Raw genomic sequence first — 14,150 nt, forward strand, 5'->3', positions numbered from 1 at the left:
CCCGTTGTCAAATAATGATTTCTTGTTAACGATGAGTGGCTCGTAAACAATGAAAGGTGCTTAGCCATTAGATAGCACCTCCCTATTCTTTTTGCTTCACTTATTTAGTGAAAACTTGTGTGCCTTTTGAGTCTTTGATATCGGTAGACCACATAGTCTCAACCATATCTACTACGCTTTCTGGCATTGGAATGTAACCCAATTTCGTAGCCATATCGCCGTGCTCGTAACCCCACTTGAAGAACTTAAGTACTTCTTTAGCCGTTTCTGGATTAGCTTGTTCTTTGTGCATCAAGATGAATGTTGCTGCTGTCATTGGCCATGACTGTGCGCCAGGTTGGTCGTTTAGCATGAGTCTGAAGCCTGGAGCGTTCGCCCAATCTGCATTCGCAGCTGCTGCTTGGAATGCAGTAAGTTCTGGCTTAACGAAATTGCCGTCTTTATTTTTCATTTGTGTGTAAATTAGGTCGTTTTGCTCTGCATAAGCGTATTCAACATAACCAATAGCACCTGGAGTACGTTTTACTAGGTTAGCAACGCCAGCATTACCTTTGCCGCCTAGGTTAGTTGCCAGTTTAGGCCATGCCACTTCTTTACCCATGCCTACTTGGTCAGCCCAAGATTTGCTTGCACGGTTGAGATAATCAGTGAAGTTGAATGTTGTGCCTGAACCGTCTGAACGGTGAACAGAAACAATCATTTGGTGGGGAAGTTGAATATCATCATTCAATGCTTTTAGTTCAGCGTCATCCCAGTACTTAACTTTACCTAGGTAAATGTCTGCTAAAGCTTCACCTGACAGTTTAAGCTGACCAGCTGCAATACCTTTCACATTAATAACTGGAACGATAGAGCCCATTACCGCTGGAAATTGAACTAAGCCATTTTGATCCAGTTCTTCTTTTGTTAAAGGCGCGTCCGATGCACCGAAGTCGACAGTTTTTGCTTCAATTTGTTTAATGCCACCGCCAGAACCAATAGATTGATAGTTCAGCTTAACACCCGTTTCTTGGTTGTAAGCCTTTGCCCAATCAGCGTAAACAGGGTAAGGAAATGTTGCACCAGCACCGTTGATCGTTGTCGCTGCCATGCCAGAGGTAGAAACAACCGCAAGAGAGGCTAAAAGAAAAGCGTACTTCTTCATTTTTTTATCCTAAAAATTGTAAGTAAATGTGTTTTCATTTGGTAAGTTAACTCGCCTACATTTCATTTGTGTGACAGTGTGGGGTATTTTTATTTTTTCTTTTGTTGATTAGGTGGGGGCTTTTTTAACCTTCTGATATATAGGTTAATATTTTTATTTTGTGAGGGCGGGAATTTAGGTGATAGAGCGTGTTTCTTCTTTTAAAATCGAAATTTCCAAGTGTTAACATTGGAAATATTTGTAACAATTAAATATTGATGATTTATAAGTAGTGTATATAGGGATGAAAAATCATTGTTTGACTATGGGTGAGTTAATACTTTGATCACGCTGAATGACAATGAATAACACACCCAAGTGCATTACTGAGATAATAAGAAGACCAGTTAAGTAGGCGATAGGTGGGGCTTTAATTACCAGTAGTTCTCAAAGCTAAATTGGCCAGCTTCCCGACGTAGGTGTTTTTTATAACCCATTTGCTGCAAGCAATCCCTTGTGTCATGCACCATGTTTGGGTTGCCACATAAATAGAAGAAACTGCTTTCTATACTTGGTTCTACGTGCGCAGCTTTAGCAAGTGAGCCATCTTGCAACCTTTGTGGAATTCGCCCAGATAAGGCACCAGAGACCTCTTCTCGAGAGACAATCGGCACATAACGTAACTTACCCTGATACGTTTTCATCAGTTCCATGATCTTTTCTTTATAAACCAACTCTTCCTTGGTACGTACCGCGTGCACTAAAATTAAATGCTCAAAACGCTGGCATTGTTCAACTTCTTCTAAAATCGATAAGTATGGCCCGATGCCAGTGCCAGTTGATAACATCCATAAATCTTTCGGCCCTTCAGGTACTTCATCAATCGTCATAAAGCCAGCAGGAAGAGTGCCGACGAGTACCTCATCGCCAACCTGTTTGTGTTCAAGTAATGGGGTAAGTTGACCATTTGGAATTTCGATGACTAAAAACTCCAACTCAATTTTATCACCACTTAAGCAAGGTTTATTGACCATTGAATAGGCGCGTCTTACCCATTCACCTTGTTCATTGAGTACGGCAAGTTTGCTGAATTGACCCGCAGTGAAAGCCAGAGTAGGAAAGGCATTGATAGGGGCTTGCACGCGAAGAGAAAATAAATGTTTTGCCCAATCTATCCGTTTGATAATAGTACTAGTAACAAATCCGAGTGGTACTTCTTTCATCTGCATCTCCTTGTTTATTCTTGGGTATTTAAGATAAAAATTAACAATTCCAGCATACACTTTCAGTATATACCCAAGTCACTTCAAGGTGCGAGTTTCAGCAAGAATAAAACAAGCTTTAGGCAAGACAAATTGAATATGATCATAGTGATTCTAATAGATTGGCAAATCTGTTGTGACTTTATCTTGCGCTAAGTTTCAGTGCATCTTCAGTCAATCTTCAGTTTGACCCTTTAAAGTCGTGGTTAATGAAGAGAATTGAAGTAGGTACTGTATGAGCATTAAAACATGGTTACGGAATTTTGATCGATATCGTCGACGTAAGATGGCAACACTAGAGCCATTATTGTATCGATGGTTTCTGAATAGCAGCCAAAATCAATCTCGCCTCTTACAAAAGGAAGAGGTGAGTTCAATATTGATAATCAGAAATAACAAAAGAATCGGCAACATTTTATTTTTAATTCCTTTTATTAAACAAATAAGATCTGCCTATCCTGATGCCAAAATCACTTTGCTACTATCTCAATCATGGCAGAAATCTATTTTTGAAAATATCGGCATAGATGAAATTTTGGTTTCTAACTTCTCATTTTCGAAAGTAGTGTCATGTTTAAAGTTAATAAAGTCGTTAAGACAAAAAAACATGGATTTGATGTTAATTCCTTACTCTTCTTCTGAAGATAGTTTTATCGCATCAGTGTTACCAGCTAAAAACAAAATTTCATCTCATAGTGAAAATAGAAATATATGTTTTACGCATACATTTAAAAGTGATTTTGAATTTTCACATATGGCATTTAATAAACTATTTCTTATTAAAAACATAACGAATGAAGAATTGACCAATGTGTGCCATAAGTTGGTTTTTAGTGAGAGTGAAGAGTTGCTAGGTATGAAAGACAGATCTTTAATTTATGATGGAAATAAAAGATTGGTTGCCTTTTTCCGAGGAGCCAGAGGGAAAAAACAATTATCCGATCAACAATGGAAAAACATATTAATTAAATTCGAAGAAGAGTCCATAGAACCTATTCAATGGGTCGAAATCTTGAGCAGTGATATTAATCAGCCACTGTCTAATCAATCACTAATATATCAAAACAATAATTTGCGCTTGCTTGCCAGTTTTTTGAAAAATGTAGATACCTTTATTTCTTGTGATACAGGGCCTTTGCATTTGGCGGATGCTGCAGGTGTAAATTGTATTGGCTTGTTTACTCATACAAGTTTAGAAACTTATGGTGTCATAAATGGACGGTCTTTAAATCTTTATGATTGGTATCACACGGATGTTACTGAGCATTTACCAGTAATAGCTCAATAGTCGTGCGGTCATTCAGGTTTCTATTCATATTTGTGGCTTAAACAAGGTTTTTCAATGACGTCTTTTATATTTCGATTATTTACTTTTGATAATGCGTTTCGTCCTAAGGTGAAAACAAGTACTTTTATTCTTGTCGTCTCTTTCTATTTTGGATTTATTCTAAATTACCCAATCACATCAAAAGTTTTTGCACTTGGTAAAAATGTTCCAGATATTTGGTTCCCCTATACTGGACCTTTTGTGCTTTTCTTTGCTTTTATTGTTATTTTTTCAATTTTAACACTACCATTCATCCTTAAGCCTTGGTACGGTTTTCTGTTTTTAAGCTCGGCGATAGCTTTTTATGCGGTGCAAGAGTTTCACATACTATTTGATACCTCAATGATTGAAAATATTGTCGAAACAAATGTATCAGAAGCTTTGTTTTATTTTAATATTCGGTCAGTATTTTACTTTTTGATTTTTGGCTTGATTCCTACCATGTTACTTGTCTGGGTTAAGGTCGAATTTCATTCATCGGTTTTCCGTGAGTTAGTGAGCCGAGTGATATTAATATTGGTTTCAATTGTTTTTATTACCATCATTGCGATCACCACTTATAAAGATTATGCCTCCGTTGGGAGAAATAACCGTTACCTTAATAAGATGATAATTCCTGCGCATGTGTATGATACGTATAAGTACATTAAGCGTAATTATTTAACTCAACCCTTGCCATATACGTCATTAGGCGATGATGCCAAATTGCTGCCAACAAAAAATGGCAAGCCAACCTTAGTGGTAATGGTATTAGGGGAAACGGCCCGTGCAATGAACTTTGCGGATAATGGTTATTCTCGCGACACGCAGCCATACACTAAAGATCTTGGTTTGATTTCATTTAAAGATGTGTCGTCATGCGGCACTTATACTGCACTATCGGTACCTTGCATGTTTTCGAATATGAATCGCACTGGTTACAATAAAGCGAAAGCGAATGCACAAGATAATGCGGTCGATATTATTGCCAAGGCAGGGGTGGAAACATTGTGGGTTGATAATGATGGTGGAGACAAAGGCGTTGCTCATAATACTCAGTTAATTAAGACCGACCCGACTAAAGATGACGCATTATGCGACGGAAACACTTGTTTTGATGAGGTGATGCTAAAATCTTCTCAGCAATTTATTGAAAAAGATCATAAAGATAAGTTGATCGTTTTACATGCGATTGGCAGTCATGGCCCCACTTATTTTCAGCGTTTTCCGGCAAGGCTTGCGAAGTTTGCCCCATGGTGCAATAGAAAAGATATTGAACAATGTACCGATCAAGAAATTACCAATGTGTATGACAATACTCTGGTATATACTGACTTCTTCTTAGCGCAGGTGATCAAACAACTACAGAGTTATGCGCAAGACTATAATGTGTCGATGATGTATGTGTCTGATCATGGTGAGTCACTCGGTGAAAATGGCTTATATTTACATGGTACGCCTTATGCTATTGCACCAAAAGAACAGAAAACCGTTCCTTGGTTGTTATGGCTGCCTGAACAATATGCAAAACAAAAGCAGGTTGATAAGTCTTGTATAGCAGAGGAAGCTCAGAAATCTCGCTATACACATGATAACTTTTTTCATAGTTTGATTGGGTTGTATGGTGTAGAAACAAAAGCTAAACAAGCAGACTTAGATTTATTTTCTAACTGTCACGTATAAAATTGAATAGAGTGGCCCAAAAAAAGATGAATGAAAAAGTTGTCGTAAAACGAACTGGGATTATGCGTATCATTTTTACGTTAAAGCACAGTTTTAATGGTTTGAAGTGGATGATAAAAAATGAGGCTGCATTTCAGCAAGAGTTAGTCTTATTCATTCCATTAACTGTTTTGGCTTGCTACCTTGATGTTAGCGCAGTGCAATCGGTATGCTTAATTTTATCTATGATGTTTGTGCTATTTGCGGAAATGGTCAATACCGCTATTGAAGCGGTTGTTGATCGAGTGGGTTTGGAATATCACACGTTATCTGGTGTGGCGAAAAATGTTGGTTCAGCCGTCGTCACCTTAAGCATGATTATGTCTGCCATGGTGTGGGGTGTGATTGTTTACCCGCTATTTTAATGGCATGAATACAGACTAGATCGAATTTGAGCAGAGAGTAGCAAAAATGAAAGTATTGATCATTGAAGACTCTGAAGCATTGCGTCGCGGATTGAGTGTTGGATTAAACAATCTTGGTTTTACCGTTAATGAAACGGGTGATGGTTCCGTTGGTTTAACCATGGCCTTGAACCAGCAGTATGATGTGATTGTCCTAGATCTAATGCTTCCGAATGTTGATGGCATGAGTATTTTGCGATCTCTACGCCAGCAAGGGGTTCAAACTAAGGTTCTGATCTTATCCGCCAAGACACTACCTCAGGATAAAATTGATGGTCTAATGCAGGGGGCAGATGACTACTTAACCAAGCCATTTTCCTTTGAAGAATTACATGCCCGAATTTTAGCTTTGTTACGTAGAGGCCAACTATTACAACAAGGAAACCGTCATCAAGTCGGAGGTTTTTGTCTCGATCTTGAAACGAAGAGATTTTGCTATCAAGAGCAAGAGATCGAACTGACGCGCAATGAGTTTAAAATTATAGAATGTTTATTTTCTGCCAAAGGGCGGGTAGTCAACGTTGAGAAGATCAGTGAATCTGTGGTGGGAAACTTTGATTATCTATCGAAAAATACCATTGAATCTCACTTGTCTTCAGTACGAAAAAAAGTCAGAGCACTAGGTGGTGTACTACCCGTTAAAAATAAGCGTGGCTTTGGCTATTTTGTCGAAGAGACCTCTTAATGTATAAGCAATCACAGACATCCTCAATTAAGCGAAATTTAGTCAATTCAATTTCTTGGGTATTTGGTATCATCATTTTTGCGGTCTATTTATCGATTGATTTAAGTATCGATAGTTGGGTAGATAAGCAATTTGATAAATCTCTCGTCAATAAAGCAAATTATATGAAATCTCTTGTTAAGGTTTCGGGTGATCGCTTAAGTTTTGATGATGACCACCTCTCTGAATTTCAAGAAGACGAAGATGCTCACTTTTATCAGTTTTGGTCTAATAGTCGAAGTTTTAAACGCTCAAAGTCATTGGAAGAGTATCCAAAGATAAACCTTATTAAGTTAACCCTACCGTTAAATACCAATCAACTACTCGATGTCACCTTGCCAAATGGGGAAGAGGGAAGAGCATTTCTTTCCTATTTTTTACCTGAATCTGAACAACTGTCGGTCAGCCATGAACATCCTGCTTACTTCGCCTTATATCAGTCCAACCATTCTTCAGAGAGCATGTTGGTATTGATTGATATTTTGTTGGTCGTGACATTTTTTATGTCTATCGTAGTGATGCGTTATATTGCGATACGTATCGTTGATAAAGGCTTGAAACCACTACAAACCATGAATGCTCAAATTAAACAAATTGGCATTGACCAAAGTTCGGTAACAGAAATTCCTGAGCCTGATTTGCAGTTTGATGAAATCGAACCTATTCGCCAAGAATTGAATGCTTTTATTAAGGCGAACCAAGTATTTTTACAGAACGAAAAGCGCTTAACAGGCGATATTGCTCATGAACTGAAAACGCCAATTGCAGAAATTATGAGTTTGAGTGAGATTTATATTCGCTACCCTGAAGATGAGCGAATAGGGGCAACTTATAAACAAGATATGTTTAAAATCGCCCAAAGAATGAAGAAAATAGTTGATAACTTATTGTTATTACAAAAGGCATCATCAGCGACCATTCAGATTGAATTAGAAGCGATCGATTTATACCAGTTGGTTAATGAAGTGATAGAAGAGTTGGCTTTTAAGTTTTCTGATGTCGATAACCGCATTCAAATATTGATTGATAAGCCTTTGATAATTGGTGATTCATTTTCATTACATACGATATTGCAGAATTTAATTGATAACGCATTATTTTATAGTCCAGAAGGCTCTCAAGTCACGGTATCGTTAATACCAGTACAAGCAGAGGTAGTGTTAGAAGTTCGAAATCAAGTACACACGATATTGACTGAACAAGATATTGCACACCTATTGGAACCAATGTATCAAGCCGATCAATCCAGAACGTCTAATGATCGTTATGGCCTAGGGTTGTCGATTGTGAATAACCTATGTCGGTTAAATGGTTATCAAATTGACGTTGCCTACCAAGGTGGTGAAATTTGTTTTAGAGTCCAAGGGATTGAAGGTCATAGAGCGGAAATAAGGAAAGAAACTTAAGGTAAATCTTCTGTTTTTATTTATGCTGAAAAAGCCGATACTAATCAGGCTCTATTATGTAGCCCCCTATACCCATCGTACTTGAAGCTAGAGCTTTGTTGACGGCGTTCATTTACTTGTCGCCTCCCGACAACGTCAATTATTTTGGGAATACTACATAACAGCAGCTGTACATGACATAAGTGATATATAACGAAAGAAACCTAGCTCGCCTATAAAGTGAGCTAGGTTTTTTTATGTCTGTTGCTAACCAATTAATTAGTCGGACGAATAAATGGCATGTGACGGTTGACGTCTTTATACAGCAAGTAGCGGAACGGGCCAGGGCCACCGGCATAACAAGATTGAGGGCAGAAAGCACGCAGCCACATGAAATCGCCAGCTTCTACTTCAACCCATTGTTGGTTTAAGTGATAAACCGCTTTGCCTTCTAGAACATATAAGCCATGTTCCATAACGTGAGTTTCATCAAATGGGATCACGCCACCTGGTTGGAATGTCACAATATTCACGTGCATATCGTGGCGCATATCGGTTGAATCAACAAAGCGTGTTGTCGCCCACGCATCATCGGTTTCAGGCATCGGAATCGGCTCGATGTCGTTTTCATTGGTCACAAATGCTTCAGGTGCATCTAACCCTTCTACGTATTGATACGCTTTACGTACCCAATGGAAACGTACAGGTTCATTTCCCTTGTTGTGTACCGTCCAATTGCATTTTGGTGGCAGATAAGCATAACCGCCTTCGGCCATATGGTGCTTTTCACCTTCGATAGTCAGTTCCATTTCACCGGCAACCACAAACAATACCCCTTGAGCTGCTGGGTCGAGTTCAGGTTTATTAGAGCCACCACCGGCTTCAATTTCGACAATATATTGAGAAAAAGTTTCTGAAAATCCGCTAAGTGGACGAGCGATCACCCACATACGCATGCCTTCCCAAAATGGTAAAAAGCTGGTCACGATATCGCTATATACGCCTTTTGGAATAATGGCATAAGCATCGGTCAGTACCGCACGATCAGACAATAGTTGGGTCTGAGGTGGTAAGCCTCCCTGTGGAGAGTAATAGGTGTGTTTATTGGTCATTCTTGTGGTCCTTCATACAAGAGAGAAAACGAAATATAGATTTATTATGCGCTTTACATTTGTAATTTAAAAATTAAATAATTTAATTGCTATTAGTGGATTATCCACTAGTTTAGAGTGGTAAGTGAATCCGGCGAATCAGTGAGTGAGATGAAATATGAATACAATGTTAGATCCTGTGTTATTACGAAGCTTAGTTGCGGTGGTGGATACCGGAAGTTTTACTCGTGCCGCCGACAGTACTCACTTAACTCAATCGACGATTAGTCAGCAGATCCGCAAGCTCGAAGCACAACTTGATTGTGAATTGCTAGTACGTAAAAAACGCTACGCCACGCCAACAATAGAAGGTGAACGCATCGTGAGCCATGCTCGTCGAATTCTCACCATGATGGAAGAAGCGATTGCAGAAACTGTGAGCACAGCAGAGCAAAGACCAATTAAACTTGGCGTGCCGGAAGATTTTGCCACTCACGAATTAGTCCCGACATTATCGCTATTTTCTCAAGCCTTTCCCGAAGTACGCTTGGAGGTGAAAAGTGGCATGTGTAGCGAAATTTGGACGCAGTTTCAAAATAATGAATTGGATATAGCACTTGTTAAACATCGCCCCGGTCAAGCCGAAGGAATTACTAAATGGCAAGAACCATTAAGTTGGATCGACGGGAAAGGGTTTAATAATTTACAAAAGGCTACCGTGCCGTTGGTGGGTTTGCCAAGTACCGGGTTGTATCGCAGTGAAATGGCACATACTTTTGATTCACTAGGTAAACGTTGGAGAATGTCTTACATCACGAGTAGCCTGTCTGGGGTAGGCTGCGCAGTAGAAGCCGGCCTTGGTGTTTCATTACTACCTACACGCCTAGTGACACCGCTGCATCAAGTTTTAAATGCAAAAGATGACTTGCCAGATGTGCCACCATTGGAGTTAATCCTGCATGCGCAGACGCTACTGAGTCAGCAAAGTAAGTTGTTAGTCGATAAATTAATCGACGCTTGTGATGGGATTTATTCTCGAAATTCGAGCTTTTGATCTTGCTTGTGATTGAATTAACGGTTTAATGTAAATGACAACTTTGTTATAAATGAATTAAGAAAGACACGTTTTGTCTTTTCGATAGGCTGCGGGATGCGGCGATAAATATAATCATGATACGGATGTTTTATGAAAAAATTACTTCAAGCGGTTGTGCTTTCAGCCACTTTATTTACGGCTACTTCAACGCTAGCTGATACCACTTTGCAAAATATTACCAAATCAGGTGAGCTTCGTGTTTGTTTTGATGCGGGTTATATGCCTTTTGAAATGAAAGCTAAAAATGGTGAGTTTATTGGCTTTGATGTGGATTTAGGCAAAATGCTCGCAAAAGCAATCGATGTAAAATTCACACCGGTAAACACGTCTTGGGATGGCATTATCCCAGCCCTTCTAACCAATAAATGTGATGTCATCATGGGTGGCATGACCATTACGGCTAAGCGTAATATGCAGGTTAACTTTACCCAACCTTACGTGGTGATTGGTCAAAGTATTCTTTTAAATGCTAAGCATGCTGGTAACATTACTAGCTACCGTGATCTGAATGACGAAAAATATACTATTGCGACTAAACTCGGCACGACCGGTATTATTGCGGCTGACCGCTTCTTACCAAATGCGAAACAAAACAAGTTTGAAACGACGGCAGATGCAGCCCTTGAAGTGTCTAATGGTAAAGCCGATGCCTTTGTTTATGACCTACCATTTAATGCTATTTATACCGCGCAACATAAAGGTGAAGTGGTTCACCTAGATAAGCCATTTACTTTTGAGCCTCTAGGCTTTGCGGTTCGTCAAGGTGATCCTGATTTCCTTAACTTCTTGAATAACTACTTAAATCAAATTAAAGGCGATGGTACTTATGATCGCATTTACGACAAATGGTTTAAGTCTGCTTCTTGGTTAGATAAAGTTCAGTAAGAAACTGTATAACAGCCAGAAATAGTGAACGCTATCTTCTGGCTGTTTTTGTATCTGTCTTTTACGTTGTTATTCAAAGGATTACTATGCAGTCTAAACCCAATACGGTTTTTTGGAATCTTGTTTTTGTCGGCATTATTGCGGCGCTTTTTACTCTCGTCTATTTATCGACGTCTAGAATTAATTACAATTGGAATTGGGAACGCGTTGTTCCTTATATCATTGATACTCAACCAGAGGTCATCAATGCTCCGCTTGATGGTGATATCGTTGAAAATGCTGAAGGAACATTAATTCTACAATCGGTTTCCGGTGACGAATTGATGGATTTATCACAATTTAAACACCTTAAAGTGGCTGCCGGCGATTTAGTGTTTGAAGGCGATACTTTGGCTGAAAAGAAGCAATGGAAGCTGGGCACTTTAAGCAAAGGTGTGATTGTTACCATACAGCTGTCTGTGATCTCGTTAGTCTTTGCGATTGTGATAGGGATGTTCCTTGCCTTAATGAGGCTTTCTAGCAATATCGCATTACGTAAACTTGCCGTGAGTTATATTGAATTGATCCGTGGTACGCCATTATTAGTTCAAATCTTTATTGTGTATTTCTTTATCGGAACAGTACTCGACCTTGATCGTTTTACTTCCGGTGTCGTGGCGCTCTCGATGTTTACCGCTTCTTATGTAGCTGAAATTATCCGTGCAGGTATTCAAGGGATTCACAAAGGTCAAATGGAAGCATCACGTTCATTGGGTATGACCTATCCACAATCAATGACGTATGTCATCTTGCCTCAAGCGTTTAAACAAGTCCTTCCACCATTAGCAGGGCAGTTTATTAACCTGATTAAAGATTCTTCTTTGGTCTCTGTGATTGCAATTACTGATTTGACTAAAGCAGGTCGAGAAGTCGTCAGTGGTACGTTTGCACCATTTGAGGTGTGGATCACTGTCGCGTTATTATATTTATTGCTAACAGGCAGTTTATCTTGGGGCATTCAAGCATTAGAAAAGAGGTTATCAGTCAGTGATTAATTCTAATCAAAGCCAGTCGTCTCAGTCATCTGTACCAACAACAGCGCAGGGCGAGCCGATGATCGTGGCTGAAAAGATCAACAAAGTGTACCCAAATGGATGTCATGCATTAAAAAATGTTTCCGCAACTGTCAAGCGTGGCGAAGTTGTGGTGATTGTTGGGCCATCGGGTTCAGGGAAATCGACATTTTTACGTGCTATTAATCAGCTTGAGACGATTAGTGACGGCTCGATAGTGATTGATGGTGTTGATATGTACGCACGTTCAACCAATATTAATACCTTACGTGAAAATGTTGGCATGGTATTTCAGAGCTTCAACTTGTTTCCACATAAGACAGCACTTGAAAATGTCATGTTAGCGCCGATGGTGGTATCAAAGCGCAAACGCAAAGAGGTTGAAGCGGATGCTAAAGCGTTAATGGCTAAAGTTGGTCTTGCTGAGCGTATGAGTAATTATCCAAACCATTTATCGGGTGGACAACAACAACGTGTGGCGATTGCTCGAGCATTAGCGATGAACCCTCATATTATGTTGTTTGATGAGCCCACTTCTGCGCTAGATCCTGAAATGGTAGGCGAAGTATTAGAGGTAATGAAAAGCTTAGCCAATGAAGGGATGACGATGGTCGTCGTGACTCACGAAATGGGCTTTGCTCGCGAAGTGGCTGACCGAGTGTTGTTCATGCAAGATGGTGAGTTATTGGTTGATGCTAGCCCGGATGACTTTTTCGATAATCCAGAACATCCAAGACTGCAGCAGTTTTTGTCGATGTTGCTTTAATTACTGAAGTTACTTGGGTATAGACCCTGAATAGTTGAACAATTGAACGGACCCTCAAGGTTGGTTGTTCAACTTTAAAGGGTCATTTTAATTTATCTAGATATAACGTTACTTAACTTGCCATTCGATTTGCTCATTCGCGCGAATTGGCACGACAACGTCTTCACCAAACGGCATGGTTGCCGGCACATCCCAAGCTGACTTTTCAAGCGTGATGCTATCGCTATTACGAGCAATGCCGTAAAAATCTGGGCCATTGTGACTCGTAAAGGCTTCTAAGTTTTCTAGTTTGCCTTCCTTATCAAATACTTCAGCATACAATTCAATCGCAGCGTGAGCCGTGTAAGAGCCAGCACAGCCACAAGCGGTTTCTTTTTTACCTTGTGCGTGTGGTGCCGAGTCAGTACCTAAGAAGAATTTTTTCGAACCAGACGTTGCCGCTTCAATCAAAGCTTGTTGATGGCTACCACGCTTTAAAATTGGTAAGCAATAGAAGTGAGGACGAATACCACCCACTAACATGTGGTTGCGATTAAATAATAAGTGGTGAGCAGTAATGGTTGCCGCAACGTTATCACCAGTCTTGTTAACAAACTCAACCGCTTCACGAGTCGTGATGTGCTCTAACACGATGTTAAGATGTGGGAAGTCATTAACGATTGGTGCAAGCACAGTCTCTAAGAAAGTCTTTTCACGGTCGAAGATATCAACATCGTGAGTGGTTACTTCGCCGTGAATCAGCAGCAGCATACCGACTTCTGCCATTGCTTCTAAGATTGGGTAGATTTTCTTAGCGTCCGTTACGCCTGAATCTGAGTTAGTCGTCGCGCCAGCAGGGTAGAGCTTACAAGCCACAACTTTGCCAGAGGCATGAGCTTCGCGGATATCTTCAGGTGTGGTGTTATCAGTGAGATACAGCGTCATTAGCGGTTCAAATGTGTCGCTGTGGTTATGCGCCATGATGCGTTCACGATAATCAAGCGCCATTTGTAGGTTGGTAACGGGTGGAACGGTGTTTGGCATGATTAACGCACGACCATTATAGCGGCTAATATCTTTCACGGTATTGGCTAGGGCGTCACCATCGCGTAGGTGAACGTGCCAATCATCCGGGCGTGTAATGGTCAAAGTTGTCATGGTTTCCCACCTCATTAATCAGTTGCAATTTAAAAAAGCAAACGCTTTCGTATGGGGCGCAATGATAGAGTAAAGTTTGCTTTTTTTCATCCTATTTTCTGTATGTATATCCAAGTGAATTCTGTATCTTGAAGTGACTTGGGTATATAACTTATCGAGGTAAGGTTAATTCTGATATTCTTTAACTAAGTAGATTT

13 protein-coding genes are annotated in these 14,150 nt (G+C 39.9%); 9 read left to right on the plus strand and 4 right to left on the minus strand.

The window, feature by feature from the left end:
- Positions 1–100: 100 nt before the first annotated feature.
- Both pstS and ACE3G9_RS00425 read right to left on the minus strand, forming a co-directional pair.
- Entirely contained in the window at positions 101–1,144 is a 1,044-nt protein-coding gene (pstS, locus tag ACE3G9_RS00420) for a phosphate ABC transporter substrate-binding protein PstS (protein WP_449218121.1), read from the minus strand.
- A 413-nt stretch (positions 1,145–1,557) separates the two neighbouring features.
- Positions 1,558–2,346 (minus strand): ferredoxin--NADP reductase, encoded by a 789-nt coding sequence (locus tag ACE3G9_RS00425; protein ID WP_449218122.1) that lies wholly within the window; start codon positions 2,344–2,346, stop codon positions 1,558–1,560.
- A 274-nt stretch (positions 2,347–2,620) separates the two neighbouring features.
- On the opposite strand from ACE3G9_RS00425, the gene ACE3G9_RS00430 reads away from it, so the two are divergent.
- The 5 genes from ACE3G9_RS00430 to ACE3G9_RS00450 all read left to right on the plus strand — a co-directional run bounded on the left by ACE3G9_RS00430 (position 2,621) and on the right by ACE3G9_RS00450 (position 7,947).
- Complete coding sequence (locus tag ACE3G9_RS00430; RefSeq protein ID WP_449218123.1) at positions 2,621–3,673, plus strand: glycosyltransferase family 9 protein; 1,053 nt, start codon at positions 2,621–2,623, stop codon at positions 3,671–3,673.
- A gap of 54 nt (positions 3,674–3,727) precedes the next feature.
- On the plus strand, positions 3,728–5,374 hold the full coding sequence (locus ACE3G9_RS00435) for a phosphoethanolamine transferase (protein ID WP_449218124.1): 1,647 nt from the start codon (positions 3,728–3,730) through the stop codon (positions 5,372–5,374).
- Between the two features lie 62 nt (positions 5,375–5,436).
- A complete protein-coding gene (locus tag ACE3G9_RS00440; RefSeq protein ID WP_449218125.1) occupies positions 5,437–5,778 on the plus strand; it encodes a diacylglycerol kinase in 342 nt (113 codons plus the stop codon).
- 46 nt (positions 5,779–5,824) lie between these two features.
- Entirely contained in the window at positions 5,825–6,502 is a 678-nt protein-coding gene (locus ACE3G9_RS00445) for a response regulator transcription factor (protein ID WP_449218126.1), read from the plus strand.
- Complete coding sequence (locus tag ACE3G9_RS00450; RefSeq protein ID WP_449218127.1) at positions 6,502–7,947, plus strand: sensor histidine kinase; 1,446 nt, start codon at positions 6,502–6,504, stop codon at positions 7,945–7,947. Before ACE3G9_RS00445 ends, ACE3G9_RS00450 begins: the two co-directional genes overlap by 1 nt.
- A 254-nt stretch (positions 7,948–8,201) precedes the next feature.
- Here ACE3G9_RS00450 and ACE3G9_RS00455 read toward each other — a convergent pair whose 3' ends face one another.
- The gene (locus tag ACE3G9_RS00455; protein ID WP_449218128.1) at positions 8,202–9,038 is read right to left on the minus strand and encodes a bifunctional allantoicase/(S)-ureidoglycine aminohydrolase; all 837 of its coding nucleotides are present in this window, start codon (positions 9,036–9,038) and stop codon (positions 8,202–8,204) included.
- A gap of 157 nt (positions 9,039–9,195) precedes the next feature.
- On the opposite strand from ACE3G9_RS00455, the gene ACE3G9_RS00460 reads away from it, so the two are divergent.
- The 4 genes from ACE3G9_RS00460 to ACE3G9_RS00475 all read left to right on the plus strand — a co-directional run bounded on the left by ACE3G9_RS00460 (position 9,196) and on the right by ACE3G9_RS00475 (position 12,816).
- On the plus strand, positions 9,196–10,071 hold the full coding sequence (locus tag ACE3G9_RS00460) for a LysR family transcriptional regulator (RefSeq protein WP_449218129.1): 876 nt from the start codon (positions 9,196–9,198) through the stop codon (positions 10,069–10,071).
- A 132-nt stretch (positions 10,072–10,203) separates the two neighbouring features.
- Positions 10,204–10,998: a transporter substrate-binding domain-containing protein gene (locus ACE3G9_RS00465; protein ID WP_449218130.1), complete on the plus strand. Its 795-nt coding sequence runs from the start codon at positions 10,204–10,206 to the stop codon at positions 10,996–10,998.
- Between the two features lie 86 nt (positions 10,999–11,084).
- Complete coding sequence (locus tag ACE3G9_RS00470; RefSeq protein ID WP_417880932.1) at positions 11,085–12,032, plus strand: amino acid ABC transporter permease; 948 nt, start codon at positions 11,085–11,087, stop codon at positions 12,030–12,032.
- A gap of 58 nt (positions 12,033–12,090) precedes the next feature.
- Complete coding sequence (locus ACE3G9_RS00475) at positions 12,091–12,816, plus strand: amino acid ABC transporter ATP-binding protein (protein ID WP_449218402.1); 726 nt, start codon at positions 12,091–12,093, stop codon at positions 12,814–12,816.
- Between the two features lie 108 nt (positions 12,817–12,924).
- Here ACE3G9_RS00475 and pyrC read toward each other — a convergent pair whose 3' ends face one another.
- Positions 12,925–13,953, minus strand: coding sequence for a dihydroorotase (gene pyrC, locus ACE3G9_RS00480; RefSeq protein WP_449218131.1), 1,029 nt, complete (start codon positions 13,951–13,953; stop codon positions 12,925–12,927).
- Between the last annotated feature and the right edge of the window lie 197 nt (positions 13,954–14,150).

The organism is Vibrio sp. E150_018 (assembly GCF_053544035.1).